Annotated in this window: 23 protein-coding genes; 7 read left to right on the top strand and 16 right to left on the bottom strand. The window is 64.9% G+C overall.

The features are described from left to right. Nucleotides 1-40 precede the first annotated feature (40 nt). On the top strand, nt 41-1054 hold the full coding sequence (locus JHD67_RS09850) for a zinc-binding alcohol dehydrogenase family protein (RefSeq protein ID WP_199099006.1): 1014 nt from the start codon (nt 41-43) through the stop codon (nt 1052-1054). A gap of 50 nt (nt 1055-1104) precedes the next feature. On the opposite strand, the gene JHD67_RS09845 is transcribed toward JHD67_RS09850, so the two are convergent. Then, a complete protein-coding gene (locus JHD67_RS09845) occupies nt 1105-2472 on the bottom strand; it encodes an FAD/NAD(P)-binding protein (protein ID WP_199099005.1) in 1368 nt (455 codons plus the stop codon). Nucleotides 2473-2503: 31 nt separating this feature from the next. Then, nucleotides 2504-3082 (bottom strand): cysteine dioxygenase family protein, encoded by a 579-nt coding sequence (locus JHD67_RS09840; protein ID WP_199099004.1) that lies wholly within the window; start codon nt 3080-3082, stop codon nt 2504-2506. Between the two features lie 216 nt (nt 3083-3298). Here JHD67_RS09840 and JHD67_RS09835 point away from each other — a divergent pair, with 216 nt between their 5' ends. Beyond that, nucleotides 3299-3580: a hypothetical protein gene (locus tag JHD67_RS09835; protein ID WP_199099003.1), complete on the top strand. Its 282-nt coding sequence runs from the start codon at nt 3299-3301 to the stop codon at nt 3578-3580. Between the two features lie 89 nt (nt 3581-3669). On the opposite strand, the gene JHD67_RS09830 is transcribed toward JHD67_RS09835, so the two are convergent. Both JHD67_RS09830 and JHD67_RS09825 read right to left on the bottom strand, forming a co-directional pair. Next, entirely contained in the window at nt 3670-4329 is a 660-nt protein-coding gene (locus JHD67_RS09830; protein WP_199099002.1) for an energy transducer TonB, read from the bottom strand. A 171-nt stretch (nt 4330-4500) separates the two neighbouring features. After that, nucleotides 4501-5328: a universal stress protein gene (locus JHD67_RS09825; protein WP_199099001.1), complete on the bottom strand. Its 828-nt coding sequence runs from the start codon at nt 5326-5328 to the stop codon at nt 4501-4503. Between the two features lie 309 nt (nt 5329-5637). Here JHD67_RS09825 and JHD67_RS09820 point away from each other — a divergent pair, with 309 nt between their 5' ends. The 3 genes from JHD67_RS09820 (at nt 5638) to JHD67_RS09810 (ending at nt 7220) form a co-directional block, all read left to right on the top strand. Further along, the gene (locus tag JHD67_RS09820) at nt 5638-6072 is read left to right on the top strand and encodes a hypothetical protein (protein WP_199099000.1); all 435 of its coding nucleotides are present in this window, start codon (nt 5638-5640) and stop codon (nt 6070-6072) included. Nucleotides 6073-6183: 111 nt separating this feature from the next. After that, complete coding sequence (locus JHD67_RS09815) at nt 6184-6852, top strand: hemolysin III family protein (RefSeq protein WP_199098999.1); 669 nt, start codon at nt 6184-6186, stop codon at nt 6850-6852. Further along, a complete protein-coding gene (locus tag JHD67_RS09810; protein WP_199098998.1) occupies nt 6849-7220 on the top strand; it encodes a TfoX/Sxy family protein in 372 nt (123 codons plus the stop codon). The genes JHD67_RS09815 and JHD67_RS09810 overlap by 4 nt, the downstream gene beginning before the upstream one ends. Before the next feature lie 33 nt (nt 7221-7253). Here JHD67_RS09810 and JHD67_RS09805 read toward each other — a convergent pair whose 3' ends face one another. Both JHD67_RS09805 and JHD67_RS09800 read right to left on the bottom strand, forming a co-directional pair. Then, nucleotides 7254-9020 carry a DUF885 domain-containing protein gene (locus JHD67_RS09805; RefSeq protein WP_199098997.1) on the bottom strand — a complete coding sequence of 589 codons (1767 nt, stop codon included), beginning with the start codon at nt 9018-9020 and terminating at the stop codon, nt 7254-7256. A 78-nt stretch (nt 9021-9098) separates the two neighbouring features. Beyond that, the gene (locus JHD67_RS09800; RefSeq protein ID WP_199099025.1) at nt 9099-9584 is read right to left on the bottom strand and encodes a DUF456 domain-containing protein; all 486 of its coding nucleotides are present in this window, start codon (nt 9582-9584) and stop codon (nt 9099-9101) included. Between the two features lie 194 nt (nt 9585-9778). On the opposite strand from JHD67_RS09800, the gene JHD67_RS09795 reads away from it, so the two are divergent. After that, nucleotides 9779-10354 carry an RIO1 family regulatory kinase/ATPase gene (locus tag JHD67_RS09795; protein WP_233171786.1) on the top strand — a complete coding sequence of 192 codons (576 nt, stop codon included), beginning with the start codon at nt 9779-9781 and terminating at the stop codon, nt 10352-10354. Nucleotides 10355-10363: 9 nt separating this feature from the next. Here JHD67_RS09795 and JHD67_RS09790 read toward each other — a convergent pair whose 3' ends face one another. Next, nucleotides 10364-11266: a LysR family transcriptional regulator gene (locus JHD67_RS09790; protein WP_199098995.1), complete on the bottom strand. Its 903-nt coding sequence runs from the start codon at nt 11264-11266 to the stop codon at nt 10364-10366. Between the two features lie 123 nt (nt 11267-11389). Between JHD67_RS09790 and JHD67_RS09785 the strand changes: the two genes are divergently transcribed. Then, nucleotides 11390-11992: a short chain dehydrogenase gene (locus JHD67_RS09785; protein WP_199098994.1), complete on the top strand. Its 603-nt coding sequence runs from the start codon at nt 11390-11392 to the stop codon at nt 11990-11992. 69 nt (nt 11993-12061) lie between these two features. Here the strand turns inward: JHD67_RS09785 and JHD67_RS09780 are convergent, their stop codons facing one another. From JHD67_RS09780 to JHD67_RS09740, 9 genes are all read right to left on the bottom strand, one after another. After that, the gene (locus JHD67_RS09780) at nt 12062-12838 is read right to left on the bottom strand and encodes a ferredoxin--NADP reductase (protein WP_199098993.1); all 777 of its coding nucleotides are present in this window, start codon (nt 12836-12838) and stop codon (nt 12062-12064) included. Between the two features lie 299 nt (nt 12839-13137). After that, nucleotides 13138-15318, bottom strand: coding sequence for a PAS domain S-box protein (locus JHD67_RS09775; RefSeq protein ID WP_199098992.1), 2181 nt, complete (start codon nt 15316-15318; stop codon nt 13138-13140). A 234-nt stretch (nt 15319-15552) separates the two neighbouring features. Next, the gene (locus JHD67_RS09770; protein WP_343214347.1) at nt 15553-16692 is read right to left on the bottom strand and encodes an FUSC family protein; all 1140 of its coding nucleotides are present in this window, start codon (nt 16690-16692) and stop codon (nt 15553-15555) included. Nucleotides 16693-16795: 103 nt separating this feature from the next. Next, the gene (locus JHD67_RS09765; protein ID WP_199098990.1) at nt 16796-17752 is read right to left on the bottom strand and encodes a LysR substrate-binding domain-containing protein; all 957 of its coding nucleotides are present in this window, start codon (nt 17750-17752) and stop codon (nt 16796-16798) included. A 283-nt stretch (nt 17753-18035) separates the two neighbouring features. Then, the gene (locus tag JHD67_RS09760; RefSeq protein WP_199098989.1) at nt 18036-18305 is read right to left on the bottom strand and encodes a pyocin activator PrtN family protein; all 270 of its coding nucleotides are present in this window, start codon (nt 18303-18305) and stop codon (nt 18036-18038) included. Between the two features lie 220 nt (nt 18306-18525). After that, entirely contained in the window at nt 18526-18828 is a 303-nt protein-coding gene (locus JHD67_RS09755; RefSeq protein ID WP_199098988.1) for a hypothetical protein, read from the bottom strand. A gap of 685 nt (nt 18829-19513) precedes the next feature. Continuing rightward, complete coding sequence (locus JHD67_RS09750; protein WP_199098987.1) at nt 19514-19969, bottom strand: hypothetical protein; 456 nt, start codon at nt 19967-19969, stop codon at nt 19514-19516. Between the two features lie 35 nt (nt 19970-20004). Continuing rightward, the gene (locus tag JHD67_RS09745) at nt 20005-20922 is read right to left on the bottom strand and encodes a recombination-associated protein RdgC (protein WP_199098986.1); all 918 of its coding nucleotides are present in this window, start codon (nt 20920-20922) and stop codon (nt 20005-20007) included. Nucleotides 20923-20932: 10 nt separating this feature from the next. Next, nucleotides 20933-21073: a hypothetical protein gene (locus JHD67_RS09740; protein ID WP_199098985.1), complete on the bottom strand. Its 141-nt coding sequence runs from the start codon at nt 21071-21073 to the stop codon at nt 20933-20935. Nucleotides 21074-21133 lie beyond the last annotated feature (60 nt).

The raw sequence follows: 21133 nt of genomic DNA, 5'->3' as shown, positions 1-21133 counted from the left end.
ATCATTCCCTGACGTTTTCCTTCATTGCCTGGAGAGCTCCATGAAAGCCGTTGCGTATCGACACCTGTTGCCGCTTGCCGATCCACAGAGCCTGATCGATGTGGATCTGCCCACGCCCGTCGCGCAAGGTCGCGACCTGCTGGTGAAAGTGGAGGCGATCTCGGTGAATCCGGTGGATACCAAGGTGCGCAAGCGTGTCGATCCGCAGGGCGCGGACAAGGTGCTGGGCTGGGACGCCGCCGGTACCGTGATCGCCGTGGGTGCGGAGGTCAGCCTGTTCAAGCCCGGCGATCAGGTGTTCTACGCGGGCGCCATCGATCGCGCGGGCAGCAATAGCGAGTTCCAGTTGGTGGATGAGCGCATCGTGGGTCGCAAGCCGTCCACGCTGGACTTTGCGCAGGCCGCTGCCATGCCGCTGACCAGTATCACCGCGTGGGAACTGCTGTTCGATCGGCTGGGCGTGGCGCGTGGTAGCCGCGCGCATAGCGGCGTGCTGCTCGTTGTGGGCGGCGCTGGCGGAGTCGGTTCGATGGCGATCCAGCTTGCCCGCAAGCTCACCCACCTCACCGTGATTGGCACCGCCTCGCGCGCCGACAGTCGCGCCTGGGTGAGCGAGATGGGCGCCCATCATGTGGTGGATCATCACGGCGACCTGGTGGCCGCGGTCAAGGCATTCGCGCCGTTAGGCGTGGACTACGTACTGGGTCTTACGCATACCGACCAGCATTTCGTGAGCCTCACGGAACTGCTCAAGCCGCAGGGCAAGCTCGGTCTTATCGATGATCCGGCGACGCCTCCGGATATCCGCCTGCTCAAGGCAAAAAGCCAGTCGTTGCATTGGGAATCGATGTTCACGCGCTCGTTGTTCCACACCGAAGACATGCAGGCGCAACACCTGCTGCTCAACGAAGTGGCGGATCTGGTGGATGCGGGTGTGTTGCGCAGCACCGCTCGCGAAAACCTGGGTGGCGTCAACGCCGCGAACGTGCGTCGCGCGCATGCGCAGCTGGAAAGCACCAGCACCATTGGCAAGCTGGTGTTGAGCGGTTTCTGAGCGGAGATAGGAAGACGCCGCGCATGCAGGGCATGCGCGGCGTTTGGCGTTTACGCGTCGAGCAGGCGATCGGTGAGCTGGCGCGCCTGTTGGCGGATTTCAGGCATCGCGGTGGATTCCCACAGCACGCCGCGCAGCAAAGTGCCGATGGCGTAGAAATGCGGCCAGGTGCTGCCGTCGTGCTGCAGGCGTCCCTCCACCGTACCCATGCAGCCCAGACCGAGCGGGTCGGGGGTGATATGGCCATTGGTGGCGAGCTGGCGTACTAGGGCGTGCTGAGTGCGGCGCACGTCGGTATTGAGGCCCACGGTCTGGATCACCACGTCCGCGTCCACCGTATCGCATGCCACATCGTGCGCGTGACGCACCTGCAGGCGCAGTTTTTCACCGGCGACATCCGCCGCTTGCAGGCGACCGCAGCGACGATGCAGGCGGCCTTCGTGTTCCAGCGCCTGCAGCGCCGTCATCACTTGCGGCGCCATGCGATGGCGCACGCGCTCCCAGGCCCAACGCGCATGGCGCAGGAAGCGGGCACGTTCGTCCTTGGGCAGCAGCGCCCACAACGACGGTGTATGCGGGCGCAGGCTGTCGATCACGGTGCGCCAATCGGCCGCGTGGGTGGCGGCTTCACGCAGCAGGTGGAACCAGCGACGGATTTCCGGGGCCTCGCGCATGGCTTCCACCAGATCGGCACCGTCATCGGCGGGCGCCGAGGCGTTCTCCAGGTGGGGCTCGGGTAGCAGGCCGTGGCGCGAAATGGCTTCGAAGGACGCGTTGGGCCACAGTGTCGCCAGTTCAAGCAGCACGTCCACGGCGGTGAGGCCCAGGCCGATCAACACTACTTTGAGCGGTCGCGCATCCGGCTTGGCTTCGGCGAGGAAGCCCCACGGCTCGGTTACATACTGGCCGCTGGCGAGTGCCGCGTCGCTCACGCCACTCAACGGTTGCGGCGGCAGCGAACCGAGTGCGAGCACCGCGGCATCGACGCGCGTGTTTTCTTCGCCGTGAATCACGGTGACGCCGTCCTGCTCGGGTACAACGGCGTCGGCCGCGAACGGCAATACGCGTACATCGTGGCCATCCGCTTGCGCGCGTTCGAGCGCGCGCGTCACTTCGGCTTCCAGATAGTCGCCATACAGGCGACGCGGCAGAAAGTCGGTGCCGGCAATGGTGTGGTCGCCGCGCTGGGCGAAATCGAGAAAGCCCCGGGGCTTGCCGGCGAACATGCTCATGGACGCCGCGCGAACGTTGAGCAGGTGGCGATCCGAGCGCGTGCCATAGGCGACACCGCGCGCCGGCGTACCGCCGCCGGTATACCAGTCAATATGCAACGGTTGCGGCGGCTGGCGTTCCAGCAGCTCGCTCAACAGCGCTGCCGCAGCGGCGCCGCCGCCGATAATGGCGACCCTTCGATACATGCCATTCCTTCAAAAAGCGGATTCGTATGGCTCAAGCGTACAGGGAACCCGCGATGGTGCTGCGTTGTTCCCTGGCGAGCCACTGGCCGGCCTTTTCGGCTTCTTCATATGTGAAGTACTGTGCCAGATCGCCCCCATAGACGTGAAGCGTGAGGGCGGTGTCATGCCGCGAAAGGTTGCGGCAGCGATGGGCATAGCGGTCGTCGGCGTCGAACCAGCTGGCGTCACCGGGGCCCAGCCAGTCGCGGCCTACTTCGCGTAGTGCGCCGCTCTTGGCGTCGCGGTCCCACGATTGCACTTCCAGCGCGCCATGCAGGGCCAGCTCCAGGCCCCATAGGCCGCCGTGATCGTGGATGGGCGTGGCATGGTTGGCCGGCCAGGCCATGACCAGCACGCTGACGGCGGGCTTGCCGCGACTAGCGACCATCCAGCGTTCGAAACCCTTGTCGCGCGAGCGCAGGTCGGTGAGGCCGTCGTTCAATGCCTGGCGGTTCTGGTGGACCAGGCGGCCCAGCTCCCTAGCCATGGAGGCAAGGTCGGGGTGGTCGCCCACACCATAGTCAAACGCGATCTCACGCAGCGCCTTCAGGTGGTGCATGTGTTTGGCCATGCGATGTCACTCGACGGGATCCGGGCCGCAGTGGACCATGCCCATCGTTAAAGTCCCGTAACCCGTTGTGAAGACGGCGGATGAGGTTGGGTATGACTTTCGCGACATGCGAAGTCGCTGGCAAAAGCGCAGCATGCTTCTTAACGAGGCCTTGAAACGCGCGCCGATCGGCTTCACTAGTGTCGACGCGCGACCGTAGCCCCAAGGAGAGTCATCATGATCGCAATGAGCGTGCTCCTGATGTTGTTCGTAGGCGTGATGCTGGTGCTGGCCTTGATCGGTACGGTGTTCAAGCTCACCTTCATGCTGATCGGTGGCCTGTTTCACCTGGTCGGCGCCGTGCTTGGCATGCTCTTTGGCGGATTGGCGTTGCTGATCGTCGCGCCCATCGTGGCGGTGGCGTTGTTGCCGCTTTGCCTGCCGGTGATATTGCTGGTGGCGATTGTGTGGGCTATTGCGCGCGCTTCGCGCCGACCGGCACCCACTCCGGTTCATTGAGCCGATTTTTATTGCTGCGATTTGCCGTGGAATGGCCCGGCCTGGCAGGCATTGCAGGCCGGGCTTTCCTTTTCAGCGGGCGCGTTCGGTCATAGCTGATTGAGATCGAACGTCACCGGTACGCGTGCCCATGCACGTACCGCGTGCCCGCCGACCATGGCCGGCTCGAATTTCCAGCCTTGCAGTACCTGTTCGCGCGCGCTGCGGTCGAGCAGGGAGAAGCCGCTGCTTTGCTCGATGGTGACTTCTTGCGGTGCGCCGTGCTCGTCCACCAACACTTTGAGAATGACCGTGCCTTGCATGCGCCCGCGCAATGCCTGCGATGGGTACTTGAGCGGCACGGCGCGATAGGCCAGCGAGGCCTCCACCGGTGCGGTGCTGACCAAGGGCTCGGGGTTAGTCGGCGCCACGGTGGGGACCGCAGGGGGCGCGGCGATATTGCCCTCGCTGGTGGGTGCGGTCACGGGCACCGCAGGCGGCATGGGCGGCGTGTGCGGGCGGGGGATCGTGCGTGGTTGCGGGAGCGGCTTCATTTCCACCGCGGGGGGATCGGGGACCTTGGGCGGCGGGGTGAGAAAGCGAATATCGGTTTCGGTGAACTGGCGGACCTGTTCCGCCAGTTGTGGTGCCATGGGTCGCAGTAAGGCGAGCAGGGCGATCAGGTTGATGGCGATGGCCGCGCTCAGGGCGGCGATGCGGGTGCTATCGGGATGGGCATGACGACGTACAGCCAGGCTTGCGGACGACATAAGCGACCTCCTGACGAATCGATGTAGGTTGTCGCCCGGCACGCTGCGTGGGGACGCAGTGGGGATCGTGCCGAGGCGATGTCAGCCTAGGATGACCGAAAGGACTTGCGCAAGTGGCCGTATGGAAGGCTATTCTGCGCGGAGTGTCCGGCGTCTGGCCGAACGGTGTTTTTAGTGCGCCACCAGCATGGGCACATCGCCATGCATGAACAGGTGGCGGGTGGTGCCGCCGAGCACCATTTGCGCCAGCCGCGAGCGGCTCCACGCGCCCATCACGATCAAGTCCGCGCCCTGCTGGTGCGCGGCATCCAGGATGGCCGCCCCGGCGACATGGCTGGGGCCGGTGTCCAGGACGTCGATTTGCGCCTGGATGCCATGCCGCTGCAGCCAGTCGGCGAGGCCGGGCGGCGGCAATACGGGCAGCAGATCGGCGTTCATTTCGCTGCCGTCGAGGATGCGGATCTGTTGGGCTTTCTGCAGCAGCGGCAAGGCGGCGGCCAGGGCCAGCGCCGACTCGCGGCTGCCGTTCCAGGCCACCAGGATGCGCTCGCCGATGCTTTTCACCGGGGCGAGATCGGGCACCACCAGCACCGGGCGGCCGCTGGCGAACACGCAGCGCGATACCGAGCCGAAACCTACCGGCGCGTCACTGCGTTGCTGGCTGCGCTCCATCACCAGCAGGTCATAGCCGCAGGCGGCCTGGCTGAGTGTCTGTACGGTGTCGCCCTGGCTTACACGCCAGGCGCCGGTAAGGCCACGTTCGGCCAGCGTCTGGCGCCAGACGCCATCATGACTCTGGGCTTCGGTCACCCGCCGCTGGGTCTCCTCCAGTTGCACGGGTACCGCCTCGGGAAGGCTGAACGCGGTGGCGGGCAGGTCGGCCACATACAGCGCATCCAACCGCGCCCCTAGCCGCTGCGCCAAGGCCAATGCGGCGCGCGGCGCGGGCGCGTCGAGTTCGAGGTGGTCCAGATGCAGCAGCAGGTCGATGGCGAGCATCGTGCGGTTCTCCTGGTTCCTTGGGTCGCGGCCATCAGCTTAGAGCGATCCGGTGATCGGGGTGTAGCCCAGGCGCAGAGTACGGGGACGACGCTTTGGCAGCAGGCAAAAAAAAGCCCCGCACAGGGAGGCGGGGCGGCAAGGCCGGGCATCGGGGGAGAGAGAGGGGATGCCCGGTTGCCCTATTGTCCAAAGACGTGGCTTGCCTTGGTGTACAGCGTGGGTGAAGAGGTTATTCACGCGACAGAGGGGCGGCGGCCCCCAGAATCGGCACCCCGCCAGGTTGACGAAACCATCCAGGAGAGCGCCATGGCCCAGTGGAAAGGTATAAGTGCGCTGACGTTGGCGTTGGCTGCGTGGATGGCTGCGACGCCGGCTAAGGCAGCGGACATCGAGTGCAAGATGAATTTCCGCCTCGCCGGCTGGTCGGTGTTCTATCAGACCGCGTCCGGCAGCGGCACCGTCCATTGCAGCAACGGCCAGAGCATGGGTGTGCGCATCCGCGTGAAGGGTGGCGGCCTAACCTTTGGCAAGAGCCAGATCGACAACGGCGTGGGCAAGTTTTCCGGCGTCAGCAGCATGAGCGAGATCAAGGGCCATTACGCCGATGCGGGCGTTCATGCGGGTGCGGCCAAGTCGGCCGGCGCGCGGGTAATGACCAAGGGCAACGTGTCGCTGGCGCTGAGTGGAACGGGCAAGGGCTGGGACCTGGGCGTCGCGTTCGGTGCCTTTATTATCGAGTGATGGCCGCGCCGGGCGTTTCATACGACCGGCGTGCTTGCAATCGATGGCGGGGCGGTTAATGTGAGGGAATCCGTACGCCCCAGTACGCTCAAGCTCCCCGAGGAACGCCCCATGTCTGCCTCCACCAGCGCGGTGTTACCGCGTTATGCCTTCGGCGATGAATTGGCCAGCAGCGTCATTCACGGCATCGGCATCCTGCTCAGTATCGCGGGGTTGGCTACGCTGGTGGCGTTCTCCGCGCGGTATGGCGATACGCGCGCAGTGGTGGCGAGCGCGGTGTTCGGCAGCACGCTGATCCTTTGCTACACCGCTTCCACCCTCTATCACTCCATTCCCGGTCTGCCCGCCAAGCAGGTGCTGCGCACGCTCGATCACATCGCGATCTTTCTGTTGATTGCGGGCACCTATACGCCCTTCACCCTGGTCGCGCTTCCGGGTGTCTGGGGTTGGAGCCTGTTCGGTACCATCTGGGCGCTGGCCCTGATGGGTAGCGCGCTGGAACTGGGCCTGCTCAAGCAGTACCGCAAACTGGCGGTGCTGATGTACGTGGGCATGGGCTGGGTGGGGCTGATCGCGTTCAAGCCGTTGTCCGAGCATTTGCAGACCGGCGGCATGGTGCTGCTGATCGCCGGTGGCGTGGCCTATACGCTGGGCGTGCCGTTCTACTTGTGGCGCAAGCTGCCGTATCACCATTCGGTGTGGCATTTCTTCGTGCTGGCCGGCAGCGTGCTGCACTACCTTGCGGTTCTGTTCTACGTGATTCCCGACGCGCCGGTGTGAATCCCGCGCTCGCCTCGCAGCGCCAGGACCTGGAGGACGCCGCCACGCATTTGGGGCGGGCTCATGATTTGCGCTTCCACCCCATGTTCGGCGGCCTGATGGCGTACTTCGAGGAGAAGCCCTGTGCGTGGTTATCCGCGCAGGGCTTGGCGTTGAAGCTGGACGTCGCCGATCAGGATGCGCTGCTTACGCATGCGGGCGCAGCGCGCTTTCGACACCGGGAAGGCACTATCACGAGTCGTGGCTATGTGATCGTGCCGCCCGCACTGTGCCGCGACACCGGGCAGTTGGCCGAGTGGCTGCTGCGCAGCTCGCGCGCGGCGCGCACGCCCAAAAAAAGGCCGCGCCCGAAGGCGCGGCCGGTGTGATGCGGCGGGACGGGAGCGTCTCGCCCAAGCTGCTTACGGCTTTTTCTGCGACGGAATGAACTGCGTGCGCACCGCTTCGGCGAGCTGTTCCGGCGGCAGCAAGCCCTGGCCGATCACGAAGTCGTTGAAGGCCTGGCGGTTGAAGTCCTTGCCCAGCGCCAGCTCGGTGTTCAGGCGCGTCTGCTGCAGGCGCATGTAGCCATAGAAATACGCGGTGGCCTGGCCGGGGCTATTGAAGGTGTAGCGGTCCAGTTCCTGCTGCGTCATCGCCTCGGACAGGCCCACGTCGTTGCGCAACACATCGTGCGCGCGCTCCTTGGTGATGAGGCCGAGGTTGAGCATGGGGTCCAGGTAGGCGCGGGCGGCACGCTGCAGGCGCGCCTGCAAGGCCACGAACTGGCCGGCCGGCGGCTCATACGGCAGCATTTCCGATTCGGCGTACAGTGCCCAGCCTTCCACGTTCACGCTGTTGAAGGCGAACAGGCTGCGCGCCAGCGATACGCCGCGTTCCACCATGGCCGCGAACTGCAGTTCATGGCCTGGGCGGCCTTCGTGGGCGGTGAGCGTCCACGCGGCGGCCTTATAGGTGAAGTCGTCGTACGAATCGGACTTGCTGCCGCTGGGGTTGCCCATGGTCAGCACAAAGGTGCCCTGTTCGCCGTGATTGTTGATGAACGGCGGCGGGTCCATGTGCGGAGCGGGCACCGCGGCGGTTTCCGCTTCGGAGGCAAGGCGCATCTGCATCTTGCGCTGGGGCAGGGTGATAATGTGCTCGCGGCGGATGGTGTCTTCGATCTTGCCGATGATCTCGTGGTACCAGGGCACCACGTCATCCTTGCCGAGCTGATCCTTCTTCAGTGCCTTGAGCACGTCGCGGTAATCGGTGGCCTGGATGTTCTCGGCCTTGGCTACCACCGGTGCCATCATCTGCATCATCGAGCGCAGCTCGACAAATTCCAGTTGTGCCTGCTTGATCAGGTCTTCCGGGGCGATGTCGATGCCCACCTGCTTGAGGTTGTAGGCATACATCGGTTCGGGCAGGCGGAAGTCGGCGCGTGCGCGCGGCACGATGGTGGCGCGTACCCAGCCGTCGTAATCCTTCAGCTGGCTGTCCAGCGCATCGAGCGCGGCCTTGCCGTCGGCGTTGTCCAGCTTGTACTTGGTGAACAGCTGGCGGATGCCCTGCGCATAGCGCTGGGTGTTGGAGAGCTTCTGTTCGATTTCGCCCTTGTACGGGCCGATCAGGTCCTTCTCGCCCAGGCGCGCGGTGGTCTGTGCCTTGGCCAGTTCGGTGATGGGCGTGCAGCCCGGCGCCTTGCCGACGTAACACTGCAGGCGCTTGAGCGCAGCGGGGCGGCGCTTGGCATCCACGTCGTCTTTCAGCAGGGCGAATTCGCCGCCAAAGATCAGCTGCCCCACGTCCTGGTACGGCAGCATGTACTTGTCGGTGAGGTCGATGCCTTCGATCTGCTGATCGGCCGCCTTGATCATGATCTGCAGATCCTGGCGAACGTTGGTGTCCTTTTCGGTGGCAAGCATCTTTTCCAGCTTGCCCTTGGCATCCACCAGGGCGGCGCGCGAGCGGGCGTCCACGTCGGGCTTGAGGTCAGCGACTTTGTCGTCGTAGCCGGGCAGGCCGATCTGCGAGGCGAATTCGGGGCTGAAGCGCGCCAGCACGTCGAGCATCACCTTGGCGTCGCTATTGCTGCGCTCGATCCAGGTGGGCGCCTTGGTGTCGGCATGGGCGGCACCGGCAGTCGCCAGTGAAACCGCCAGGGCTAGGGCGAGGCGTTTGGACATGGACAGTTCCCCGAATGATTGGAACCCGCAGCCTATCGGTCCGGCGGGCGAGCGCGCCATGTGCCGAAGGTCGCGGGCTTAGCCCACCAGCCAGGCAAAGGCGAACAGCCCGATCATCATGAAGGACAACACCAGCTTCACCAGCGTGCCTAACAGCAGGCCCAGCCAGGTGGCCGCGCCCACGTGCGCCGAGCGCAGCGCGCTGGTGCCGGAGGCCAGTTCGCCCAGCACCGCGCCGACGAAGGGGCCAAGCAGCAGTCCCGCCAGGCCCAGGAACATGCCCACCACCGTGCCGATGGCGGCCCCCCACAGGGCAAGCTTGCTTGCCCCGACACGTTTGGCGCCCAGCGAGGCCGCGACGAAATCCACGATGACGCCAACCACGCCCAGCGCGCCAATGACCAGCAACCACCACAGGCCGAGATGGCGGTACTGATCCACCGCCGCGGCCAGCCAGATGCCGCCGAAGATCATCGGGATGCCCGGCAGCGCCGGCAGGATATTGCCGGCCACGCCCGCCACCATCAGCACGGCGGCGAGTACGTATAGCGCGATGTCGAGCATGGGCATGGTGTGAGGTTCTCGCTGCGGGCGCACGCGGTTCGGCGCCGGATCGGCGACAATAGACCGCCTTGCGGCGTGTCGGCGAGTGTACGCCGGCCTTGCTAGACGGATTTCCTGTGACACCGACCCGCAACACTTTGCTCAAGGCCGACGAGCTCGGCCGCATCGAAATCACCGAGCGCGATGGCGTGCGCATGATCCGCCGCGACATCGGCGCCGCGCGCTGGTGGGCGCGTGCGTTCGCACGGCGCGCGGCAGCGCGCGAGGCGCGCGCGTTGGCCACCCTGGACGGCGTGGATGGCGTGCCCGCGTTGCTGGGATGGAATGGTCGCGAGCTGTTGCGCAGCTATATGGCCGGCGCGCCCATGCAGCAGGCGCAGCCGCGCGATCGCGCGTATTACCGCCAGGCGTTGCGACTGCTTGCCGTGCTGCACCGACGCGGCATCGTGCATAACGATCTGGCCAAGGAACCCAACTGGCTGGTGCGCAGCGATGGCACGCCCGCGCTGGTGGATTTCCAGATTGCCTGGACGCGCGGCAAGCGCGGTGCCTTGTTCCGAGTGCTGGCGCGCGAAGATCTGCGTCACTTGCTCAAGCACAAGCGCACGTACTGCGCCGATGCGTTGAGCGCGCGGCAGCGTGCCATCCTCAACACGCCGGCGCCGCATTCGCGCCTGTGGCGTGCGACTGGCAAACGTCTGTACAAGCTGATCGCGCGGCGCATCTTCGGCTACTGGGACAACGAAGGGCAGGGGCGCGTGCGCGACTGAGGCGCGTCGTCAGGTTTCCGCGGCATCCGCGCCGAAGCGCTCCAACAGAAACGCGATCATGCTGCGCAGCTTGGCCGTGGGCCGGCGGTCCTGCGCATAAAGCAGATGCATTGGCGTGGCGGGCGGCCCCCAGCCGGGCAACACGTGCACCAGGCGCCCCGCGCGCAGGTCGTCGGTAAGTAGCACCTCCGGTTGCAGCACGATGCCGGCGTCATGGAGTGCGGCGATGCGCAGCGCATCGCCGTGATCGGCCGCAAGCCGGCCATGCACCGGCACATCGCATTCCTCGCCGCGCACGCCCAGCAGGCGCCATTGGTCGCGCCTTCGCCAATTGGACAGGCCCAGGCAGGCGTGCGCGCTCAGTTCGCCCGGATGCGTCGGCGTGCCATGGCGCGCCAGATACGCCGGCGACGCGGCCAGCAGCATGCGATAGGGCAGCAGCGGCCGTGCCACCAGTTGCGGGTCGTCGATGGCGCCGATGCGTATGGCCAACTCAAAGCCTTCGCCTACCAGGTCGATCACCCGGTTATCGAGCACCAGGTCCACGCTCACGTCGGGATAGCGCTGCAGGTACTCGGTGAGCGCGGGCGTGAGGCGACGGCTGCCGAAACTCATGGGTGCGGTGAGGCGTAGCCGCCCGCGCGGCGTGGCCTGTAGTTCGGAGGCGCTGGCTTCGGCCAGCTCCACGTCGGCCAGTACTTGCTTGCAGCGCTCGTAGTAGAGCTGGCCCACCTCGGTCAGTTGCTGGCGGCGGGTGGTGCGGTGGAGCAATCGTGCGCCCAGGCGTTCCTCGATGGCGCGGATATGCTTGCCCGCCATGGTGGGCGACACCCGTGCCACCTCGGCCGCCGCACTGAAGCTGCCGCTTTCCACCACGCGCACGAACATCGCCATGCTCGCCAAGGTGTCCATCTATTTAAAACCTATGGTTTTGAATGGTGGTCATCATGGCATGTTTATCCCTTCACGGTTTAAGGTGGACACTGGGCACTTCCGGCGGTCCAACCGGGCGGCCCCTATCCAAGGTGATGAACCATGCGAATTCTGCTCGTCGGTGCCAGCGGCACCGTAGGCCAAGCGGTGGCGGCGGCGTTGGCGCCCCACCACGAACTGATCCGCGCGGGCCGCCAGTCGGGCGACGTGCGCGTTGACCTGACCGATCCGGCCAGCGTGGAGCGGATGTACGAGCACGCAGGCCCGCTGGATGCCGTCATCACCACCGCCGGTCACGTGCACTTTGGCGAATTGGCCGAGACCACGCCCGCGCAGTTCATGAGCGGCCTGCAGGACAAGTTGATGGGGCAGGTGCACGTGGTGATGGCGGGCATCCGCCACCTGCGTGATGGTGGCTCCTTCACGCTGACCAGCGGCATCACCGCCGAGGAGCCGATTCGCCTGGGCACCAACGCCACCACGGTGAATGCCGCCATCGAAGGCTTCGTGCGCGCTTCGGCGACCGAGCTGCCGCGCGGCCTGCGCATCAATGCGGTGAGTGCGACCGTGCTGACCGAGTCGCTGGAAGCCTACGGGCCGTATTTCCCCGGCTTCGAGGCCGCCCCGGGGGCGCGCGTGGCGCTGGCTTACCGCCGCAGTGTGGACGGCGTGGACACCGGGCGCGTGTACAAGGTGTGGCAATAACCGCCATAGAAGCCGGCGCGGCCTTGCTGGTGGTAAACAAAATGGCCGCGCCTGGCGCGGCCATTTCAATCACTTTTCGACGAACGCCCGCTCGATGACATAGTCGCCCGGCTCACGGGTGCGCGGCGATACCTGAAAGCCGCGGCCGTCGAGCAGGGCGCAGGTATCGTCCAGCATGGACGGGCTACCGCACAGCATCACACGATCGAGCGCCGGGTCCAGCGGCGGCAGGCCGATGGTTTCGCTCATCACGCCATCGACGATGGCATCGGTGATACGGCCACGGTTGCGGAAGGGTTCGCGCGTCACCGAGGGGTAGTAGATCAACTTCTCGCGTACCAGCTCGCCCAGATACTCGTGCTGTGGCAGCTCGTTCTCCAGGTACTCGCGATAGGCCAGGTCGTTGACGTTGCGCACGCCGTGGGCCAGCACGATCTTCTCGTAGCGCTCGTAGGTTTCCGGGTCGCGCACCAGGCTCAGGAACGGCGCCAGGCCAGTGCCGGTACCCAGCAGGTACAGATGCTTGCCGGGCTTGAGATCGTTGAGCACCAGCGTGCCGGTGGGCTTGCGGCTGACAATCAGCGGATCGCCCGGCTTGAGGTGCTGCAGGCGCGAGGTAAGCGGGCCGTTGGGTACCTTGATGCTGAAGAACTCCAGGTGCTCCTCATAGTTCGCGCTGGCGATGGAATAGGCGCGCATCAGCGGGCGCCCGTCCACCTCCAGGCCAATCATCACGAACTGGCCGCTTTCGAAGCGGAAGCCAGGATCGCGCGTCGTGCGGAAGCTGAAGAGACTGTCGTTCCAGTGGTGCACGTCAATTACGTGCTCCGTCGCCAATGCCACCATTGCTGGTTACCGTTGCAAGAATGAGGAAACTGCGGGCAGGACACTGGCCTAGAGGCCCGTGTCGGTACTCGTGTGGGGAAGGCGAAAATCCGCTGGGCCTGACGAGTAGCTGCCTTTGGGTGCAGCGTATGGGTCGTATTATGCCATTGCCGGACCATTCCTTCATGCCTGTCGGGCACCCTTACGCGAATCGGGTAGCGGGTCCTGGGCGTTGTGGCGCAAGGCCCGGCGTAACTTGGGTGGACTCTTGACGGTGGAAAGGGGGCAAGGGCAGCTCACTGCGGCATCGCGCCGCGCGCTCAGCGGCCGCGATAACCCCGCGAGCGACGCACCTGGTAAAGCTCGTCATCGGCGCGTACCAGGGCGGCATCCAGCGTGGCGCTGCCGGTGCGCATGGCGTGGCCGAGGGTGAAGCGTATGGGCGCATGTTCGCGCGCGGCGTCGATGCGCTGGATGATGCCTTGGGTCTCCGCTTCGCTGGTGCGCGGCAGCAGCACCAGGAATTCGTCGCCTCCGCTGCGTATCACGATATCGTCCGGCCGCACGTTATCGGTGAGAAAGCGGCCCATGGCCACCAGCATTTCGTCGCCCTTCTGGTGGCCGTAGGTATCGTTGATGACCTTGAAGCCCTCCAGGTCGATGGCGATGCAGCCCCACGATTCATCGTTGCGCAGGTTCGCGGCGACTTGTCCAAGGTAGCGGCGATTGAACAGGCCGGTAAGCGAATCGCGCACGCTCCATTCGCGCAATTGGCTTTCGTGCAGGATGCGGTCGGTGACGTCCTGTGCATGGCCAAGCACGTAAGGTTCGTCGCCCTCGGTATCGAGCGTGTTGTGGTACTGCCAGGTCAGCAAGCGCCCGTCCTTGGCGATGACCTGCAACAAACCCTTGGCGATGCCCTCATGCGTGACACGGCGCAGGTACTCATCGAACGTCGGGCGCAGCTCGGGCGGCATGAAATCTTTCAGCGAGCGTCCCAGCAACTCGCCCATGTTGTAGTTCAGCACTTCCGCCGCCGCGGGGTTCACCGAGAGCAGTACGCCATTGAGATCGTGCGTGCAGATCAGGCCAAGGCTTTCCTCGAATAGTTTGCGAAAGCGCCGCTCGCTGCGTTGCAGGCCCTCGATGGCCTGCTTGCGCGCCGTGATGTCCTGGATGGCGCCCACCAGCCAGCGTGGCTTGCCGTCCTGATATTCGACGGCCCCGACGGCACGCACCCAGATATGGCGCCCCTTGGCGGTGACCAGGGGGAGTTCCAGATCCCAGCCGGTGCCATCGCTGGCGCCCTTGGCTACCGCGCGCTCCATCACCGTGCGTGCCTCGGGCGCGTAGAAGTGGACGGCCTCCTCCACATTCGGGTGATAGCCCGGGGGCAGGTCGTGGATAAGACAGGTCTGTTCCGACCAGGTAAGTTCCTGCGAGGCCAGGTCCAACTGCCAGCCACCGACACCGGCCACGCGTCCGGCGCGGTCCAGAAAGGCTTCGCTTTCATGCAGGCGCCGCTCCATCAGCTTGCGCTCGGAGACATCCACCAGCGTGCCATACATCCATTGCGCGGAACCCTCGGCGCCGTGGCTGATGACGCGGCCGCGCAGCAGGCCCCAGATCCAGTAGCCGTCCTTGTGGCGCAGGCGTACCTCGCAGTCGAACAAGGGCCGCTGGCCGTTCAGATGCTCCAGCAGGCGCTCCTCCACCTGTTCCACGTCGTCGGGATGGGTGAGGTTTCGCTGGGCGCTGGGAAACGGGTGGCGCACGTGATCCTGCTGGTGGCGCAGCGAGCTGGCGGAGAGCAGGTCCAGATCCTCCATGGCGTAGCCGAGGATGGCCGCCCATTGCTCGTTGAAGCGCATTTCGCCGGTCTGGATGTTCCATTCCCAGGTGCCGGCCTGGGCCGCGTCCAGAATGCTCTCCAGGCGCGTGCGGTCTTCCATCAGCAAGCGGTGCAACAAGGCCTCGCGGTGCAGCAATTCGGTGCGCTCGAGCGCGGCCTTGCGTTGCTCCAGCGCCTCGGTGGCCGCGCGGGCAAGTTCGCTCAGGATCGCCGCGTGCTCGCGCGAGAGTTGCCGCGGCTCGCGATCGATCACGCACAGGGCGCCCATGTGCATGCCATCGGCCAGCGTGATCGGCGCGCCCGCGTAGAAGCGGATATACGGCGCGCCGGTTACCAGCGGATTGTCCGCAAAGCGTGGGTCCTCAAGCGCATCAGGCACCACGAACAGGTCATCGTCGAGAATGGTGTAGGAACAAAAAGCAACGTCGCGCGAGGTCTCCTTGACCTCCTCCAGGCCGATATTGGCCTTGAACCATTGACGCTTATCGTCCACCAGCGTGAGCAGCGCGATAGGGGCGCCGGTCAGCAGTGAAGCGGCCCGCGTCAGCGCATCGAAAAGCGGCTCGGCCTCCGAATCCAGCACGCCGAGCGCCAGCAAGCGCTCCAGTCGCTGGCTTTCATTGGATGCGCGCGGCGCGGGGGATGCCATACAAACTCCAGAAAACCTGTGCGGATGAGCGTTCGGACCGAGCAAGGCGTTTGAGGGTTCCCATGGTAGAACGCTCCACGGGGTTACCCGTGCGACACGGCTCACGTGTCTTCATTCCAGGTGCCGCCCGCCGACCATAGGTTTCAGCGGATTTCGAACATATATCGGCAGGCCCCTGAATGCGTTGAGCCATCGCAACGGATCACCGGGCGCTGCCGGCAAGGCGCCCCTGAACTATCTACGGTCTTTGGGCGTAGGTGCTGCGGGCGGGTGCTGCCCATGCAGCGCGCGGAAAACCAGTCGGATCACGATCAGCAGCACAAAGCCCGCGAGAATGCCTGCGAGTCGTTCGACGCCCGGTGCGAAACTGGCGTTCGCGTAGTCGTCCGGCACCAATACCACCAGAAAGGCGAGTGCAAACTGCACACCCACATAGCCATAGGCGTGCGGACCGTTCTCGATATGGCGACCGATCGCCACGCCCAGGCACAAGCCCAGCGTGATGAGCGCGGCGTGGTGATGGCTGGCCAACAGAATGGCCATGGCCAGCAGGCCACCGAGCGAGCAGCCCACAAAACGATGCACCATGCGGGTGGAGATCGTGCGGCTGGAGGCGCTGAGGCTGGCGAGCGGTACCGCCATCACCGCCATCACCGTAACGCCCGCCTGGCTTAACGTCGGTGTGGCGATCCATGCGGTGAACAGGGGTACGCAGGCCACGGCGATACCTGCCTGCGCCGCGTGCCGCGCGGCGGCCGGCTGCCAGCCGCGATACGAAGGCGCCGGCCTCGGCGGCTGGCCCGGCATCCAGCGGCGAAGGGTTTTCGCCGAGAGGTAGCTCACCAGCAGACTGGCGGTGGTGCCCACCAAAATCTCCGTGACACGTGACAGTGCAAACGCGCGTGGCGGCAACTCGTGCGGGCCAATGGTCTCGACCACCACCATCAGAAAGGTGAGTCCGGTGAACAACCACGCATAGGTGCGTCGGCTCACCAGCACCCTGTACATCGTGCACGTCACCACCACGGCCAACGCCACACAGGCCCATAACGGATGGCCTGCCACTTTTAGCGCGACGACATAACCCGCGATGGCGCCCGTCAACGTGCCGAGCACGCGCAGCAAGGCGCGTTGCAGGCTGGCGGAGAAGTGCGAGCGAATGACCATATAGCCACTGAAGGCCGCCCAGCCGACATTCTTCGCACCCACCAATTGCGCCAGCGCCACCGCCAGCAACACAGAGCAGATCGCTTCCGCCTGATCGACCAGGCGTGGCCCCGGCCGCAGCAACGTCGCCAGATCGCCGCCCAGTTCGCCCAACAGGCGGAGCAGGTCGCGCACGGGTTGTTGCAGGCGTTCGGTGAGCGCGTTCACGGATCTGTCTAGAGTGTGCGTGGCTGAGATGACGTGGCGCGATATGCACGGATAGGAAATGGCCGTCCAAACGATGATCGATGGCGATGCGCGAGGGTAAGTGTCAATGCGCCGTCGATGCGTCATTGGTGGTTGCCAGCCAGCGCGCACCATGCCACTGGCCTTGTTGCACCAGGGTTTCCATGCAGGCGACAAGTCGCGTCAGCACATAGCGCGTGGCTGGTGTACCAGGGCGTGTCGCCGAGGTGGCTACGCCGATCAAGCGCTTAAGCCCTGCGCCTGCGAGCGGTGCGGCCGTCAACCGGCCCGCCTGCAGTTCGGCTTGTACGATGGAGGAGGGCAGCATCGTGTAGCCCAGGCCTGCTTCCGCCAGCGATTTCTGCACGGTCATTGCATCGGCCTCCGCCACGATGCGCAGCGATGATTGCTGCTGCGCCGCCAACTCCTCCACCCGCGCACGAATCACGTGCATGGCGCTGGGCAGCACCAGCGGCAAGGCGAGAAAGGCGGCAGGCGTAAGCGGTCGGCGTGGGTCGAGCTTGGCGCCGGGCGGCCCCACCACCCACAGGTCTTCCTCCAGCAAGGGACGCACACCCACCGCGAGAGGACGCATGGCGTGCTGCACCAGGGCGATATCCAGTTCGCCCGCGCCCAGCCATTGCTCGAGGTAACCCGAGTAACCGCTCACAAAGCGCAGCACGATATCCGGATGCTCGGCGCGTACTTTCAGGCTCAACGGAGGCGCCAGTCGCTCGTTGGTGCTGGGCGGCAGGCCGATGGTGACCGTGCCAGACAGTCGTTCGTGGTCGCCGGAGAGTGCCTCGCGCGCCAGATCGAGCTGATCCAGCGCGCGCCGGGCATAGCCAAGCAAGGTCTGGCCGGCGTCAGTGAGTTCCACGCCCCAGCGCGAGCGGATGAACAAGGGCTTGCCCAGCTCTTCCTCAAGCAACTTGATCTGGCGGGAAACGGCGGGCTGCACCAAGTCCAGCAGCGCGGCCGCCTTGGTCACGCTGCCGGTGGTGGCCACCGTAAGGAAGGTCCGCAATGGCCGGACATCCATGAGGCATCTCAAAAGATGATGTGATTGGACTAATTATGCCAAAAATAGATGAATGCCGCCCAGCCATCCGTGTCGGTCGCCACGGCATGGAAGCGCCCTGCAAATGGCGCCGCTATGCGATTTCGGGTCGGCCGGTACAATACCGCCCATGTCAGCCCCCCATACCCCGCTACGCCGGCCGCTCCACAAGGACGACTGGCGCCTCACCGTCGCGCCCATGATGGACTGGATCGGCAATAGCTGAAAACGTAGAAGGGGCGCCAAGTTACAGGCGCCACTTTTTTTAATGTTGCACTCTCGTTGCACCCTGGTTGATGCGGTGCCAATCCCGAGCCGCCTGAACCTTCAATTCGTCCAGGTGAGATGCCAGCTTGGCGGCGTCCACCAGCCACGGTGCTTTCTGACTGCCGACCCGGAACGCCGGCACCGGTAGTGCCTGCCGGTTCGCGCGCTTGGCCGCTTCCTCCTTGGACAGCCCGAAAAGGTGAGCGCATCGCTCAAGCGGAATTTGCGCGGTGCCGTACTCGGCCATCAGGGCAAAGAACGTGTTCATTGGGATGCCCTCCGGGGCTCTGTATCCGTCCACCAGGTGCTGCGAATGCGCCGTTGATCGCGCATGTCTTGTCGTAGTTGGTTGGCGGCACGCTCGCCGCGTTTGCTGGCCACTTTGCGCATCAGGTCATCGACCCTTTCGCGCGTGGTGAATCCCTCCCTTAGGCGGGCGCGTGCCTCCAGCACGCGCCGCTGCATCTCTTGGTCAAAGGTAGCTTGCGTCAAACCGCGACCCCTTGCTTTCTGCATTGCGTATCGACCAGCTCGCCAAGCTTGATGAAGTCATCACGTTCTGCGCGGGACACCAGCTTGTTATTCCTGGCGTACATCAACGCTACGCTTAGATCGACGGCTTGTTCTCGCGTCAATGTGAGGATTACATCAGCCATCAGGATGCGGTTTCCTGTCCGCGACTCTGCTTGTGGCCCTACATCTTCTGGACCGGGCGGAATGGCCCCGCTCCCTGTACCTACAGGCTGATATCCGTTGCCGTCAGTGCCGTTGTATTCCAGCGCCTTAGCCATGTGAAACCTCCGTGCATGCCGGTCGCGTTGGGACGCTGACAGCGTTGTCACTGGCCAGGTAGTGCTTTGCCATTGCCCAATAGAAGGCGTCAGCCCGTTCATCTGCGGACCACGCTTTGACCTGGTCATCAGTGATGTGCTCCGTGCCCGTGACAAGGCATAGGGTGGTGCTGGTCTGTTCGATAGATGGTGTGCAGGCGCTGCACAGTGCCTCACCCGTCCAAGAGCACCCGCCTTGGCAGGCTTGTATGTCCGTGCAGCCGCAATAGCGGCATGAACGCAATGGTTCGCCTACCGCAGCGGCGAATGCGGCGAACACTGCTCGCGCGGCGCCACCCCGCAGGCGAATGGTGGTTCCACGTCCTTTAGCCATTGGCCACCACCTTTCGCTTACGCGGCATACGCACCACACGGCCCGTGGCGGGCGAGGAAAGCGCGAGGGGCATTTGGGTGAAGCGACGCCCCCAATCACTGGTGGCGACGTCCAGGGACTCGCACATGCCGGTAGATCGCCCGCAGGGGCACTCCAAAGCATGACGGTCCATCGGCTGCTGCAACAGCAAGGCGCCAGGCTTCCGCGCTTCCCGGCCAGTCCGGCCGGTGTGGGCAATGTGGCGAGGCTCGGTATGGCAACGGTCGCACGGGTGGAAGGTTCCCATGGTGTGTCGGATCACGCGTTGCATGGTCAGACCTCCCCAGCGCGCAGAGGATAAAAACCAAGCATGTCCGGCTCGCCAACGATCCCATCTTGCTGCAACCGGGCGAGCACAGCGCGCGCGCCCGTTGTGCCTAGGTCAGCCATTTCGATGGGGCTGGTCAGGGTGGCGCCGGCATTGCGCCGAACCGCGACGATGATGCGTGCATAGGCAGGGTCGATAGTGGGCACGTCCGATGGCGGCAACGTCGCGCCGGTCATCATCTGGCCACACGCTTTCCGCAACTGCATCGCGCGGTCCTCCGACAGCAGTCCTAGGGACAGCGCCATGCCGATGGCGCCGTTGATATAGGCCGAGTGGGCAGCGCAGGCCTGGGGGTTGCGTGACACGTCGCGGCTCAGTGTCAGCGCGAGGCGCAAGGTGATCGCCTCCGCCGCCGCGCCTACTTCGGTCTTACCAACGGAGCGCGCCTTGTGCACGCGCATGGTCCGTTCCTTCGCCATTTGAGTAGTCGTCATGATCACGCCCCCGTAGGCCGAGGGATGGCAAAAGTGCGCTCCAGGAAGCTGAGCAACTGCCCCACCTCCAGGGTGGCCAAGGTCAAGTCGCTGCGGCGCTGGTCCTCGTCGCTCTCGGCCTGCTCGCGGGTGTCCGTGAGGATATCGAGGGGCTTGAGCCCCTTGATGGCCAGGAATTCGGACAGCACGAGTTCCATACGCTCGGCAAACACCAGGCCGAGCTGGAATACCTGCTTACCGTTGCGCAGGTGCTCTTTCACCTCTTCACTGTCCAAATCCTGGTTACGACAGCGCACCATGGCACCGGTGGCCGTGGCGAGGTCGCGAAGCTCGCATTCATCGCCCAGTGCAATGGCGCTAGGCAACGTGTCGTTGGCCAGCCAATCGGTCAACAGCACGCGCGGCGATTCTTCCGGTGCAGGAGGCACGGCAGGGAACGAACCGAAGACCTCACGCAGTGCCGTCACGACCATTTCAGCAACGCGACGGCTGGACGTGTCCACCACCAACCAGCCGTTGGCTGTATCCAACCAGGCCGACACGCGGCGTGGCATGACCGGTGCGTGCGGCAGCATGGCGTTGAGCACGTCTTCGCGCATGCGGCGTCGCTCTTTGCGACCGATGCCGCGGCCTTCTTCCTCAGCGACCTTGCGCAGCTTCTTCTCGACCTCGGCGTTCACCGCTGCCGCAGGCAAGACACGCTGGTACTGCTGCCATACAAAGGCAATGCAGTCGTTGGTTGCGATGGTCATGCGTTCGTCAGTGGCGCCGAAGGGAGAGGCGAAGCCGGACGTAACCGCTTCGACAGGGCCAGGCTCACGAACGCGGTATTCGGCCAACTGCTCGGCAATGCCCTGGCTGGCGAGATCACGGGACACGGCATCGCTGAAACGAAAGAGGGTGATATTGCGTGGAATCATGGCGCGGGCCTCAGTAATCAAGACGGGGAAGGAAGGGGACGAAGACGCCGGCGGCGATGACCACGCCGCATACCATGGCCAAGTAAAGGTCGCCCTCGCCGTAGCGGGAGGCATTGAAGGCGGCCCAGCGAGCGCGTACAGCGGCACGCATCCTGATTGCTACCTGCGCTCGACCCGAAAGGCGCGGCGGCCTGTAGCCGCGTGCCACGAC

Source organism: Dyella sp. ASV21 (genome assembly GCF_016428975.1).
In the GTDB taxonomy this organism is placed as follows: domain Bacteria; phylum Pseudomonadota; class Gammaproteobacteria; order Xanthomonadales; family Rhodanobacteraceae; genus Dyella.
Note: the sequence above shows the minus strand (reverse complement) of the source record. Positions and strands in the feature narration are given on the sequence as shown.

Coding starts and splice junctions, on each gene's coding strand:
- JHD67_RS09850 (WP_199099006.1), top strand. CDS start 41: ATGAAAGCCGTTGCGTATCGACACCTGTTGCCGCTTGCCGATCCACAG.
- JHD67_RS09785 (WP_199098994.1), top strand. CDS start 11,390: ATGCGAATTCTGCTCGTCGGTGCCAGCGGCACCGTAGGCCAAGCGGTG.
- JHD67_RS09765 (WP_199098990.1), bottom strand. CDS start 17,752: ATGGATGTCCGGCCATTGCGGACCTTCCTTACGGTGGCCACCACCGGC.
- JHD67_RS09775 (WP_199098992.1), bottom strand. CDS start 15,318: ATGGCATCCCCCGCGCCGCGCGCATCCAATGAAAGCCAGCGACTGGAG.
- JHD67_RS09750 (WP_199098987.1), bottom strand. CDS start 19,969: ATGCGCGTGCACAAGGCGCGCTCCGTTGGTAAGACCGAAGTAGGCGCG.
- JHD67_RS09800 (WP_199099025.1), bottom strand. CDS start 9,584: ATGCTCGACATCGCGCTATACGTACTCGCCGCCGTGCTGATGGTGGCG.
- JHD67_RS09845 (WP_199099005.1), bottom strand. CDS start 2,472: ATGTATCGAAGGGTCGCCATTATCGGCGGCGGCGCCGCTGCGGCAGCG.
- JHD67_RS09805 (WP_199098997.1), bottom strand. CDS start 9,020: ATGTCCAAACGCCTCGCCCTAGCCCTGGCGGTTTCACTGGCGACTGCC.
- JHD67_RS09755 (WP_199098988.1), bottom strand. CDS start 18,828: ATGGCTAAGGCGCTGGAATACAACGGCACTGACGGCAACGGATATCAG.
- JHD67_RS09740 (WP_199098985.1), bottom strand. CDS start 21,073: ATGCGTGCCGCTGTACGCGCTCGCTGGGCCGCCTTCAATGCCTCCCGC.
- JHD67_RS09795 (WP_233171786.1), top strand. CDS start 9,779: ATGATCCGCCGCGACATCGGCGCCGCGCGCTGGTGGGCGCGTGCGTTC.
- JHD67_RS09815 (WP_199098999.1), top strand. CDS start 6,184: ATGTCTGCCTCCACCAGCGCGGTGTTACCGCGTTATGCCTTCGGCGAT.
- JHD67_RS09820 (WP_199099000.1), top strand. CDS start 5,638: ATGGCCCAGTGGAAAGGTATAAGTGCGCTGACGTTGGCGTTGGCTGCG.
- JHD67_RS09840 (WP_199099004.1), bottom strand. CDS start 3,082: ATGGCCAAACACATGCACCACCTGAAGGCGCTGCGTGAGATCGCGTTT.
- JHD67_RS09835 (WP_199099003.1), top strand. CDS start 3,299: ATGATCGCAATGAGCGTGCTCCTGATGTTGTTCGTAGGCGTGATGCTG.
- JHD67_RS09745 (WP_199098986.1), bottom strand. CDS start 20,922: ATGATTCCACGCAATATCACCCTCTTTCGTTTCAGCGATGCCGTGTCC.
- JHD67_RS09780 (WP_199098993.1), bottom strand. CDS start 12,838: ATGGTGGCATTGGCGACGGAGCACGTAATTGACGTGCACCACTGGAAC.
- JHD67_RS09830 (WP_199099002.1), bottom strand. CDS start 4,329: ATGTCGTCCGCAAGCCTGGCTGTACGTCGTCATGCCCATCCCGATAGC.
- JHD67_RS09760 (WP_199098989.1), bottom strand. CDS start 18,305: ATGAACACGTTCTTTGCCCTGATGGCCGAGTACGGCACCGCGCAAATT.
- JHD67_RS09790 (WP_199098995.1), bottom strand. CDS start 11,266: ATGGACACCTTGGCGAGCATGGCGATGTTCGTGCGCGTGGTGGAAAGC.
- JHD67_RS09825 (WP_199099001.1), bottom strand. CDS start 5,328: ATGCTCGCCATCGACCTGCTGCTGCATCTGGACCACCTCGAACTCGAC.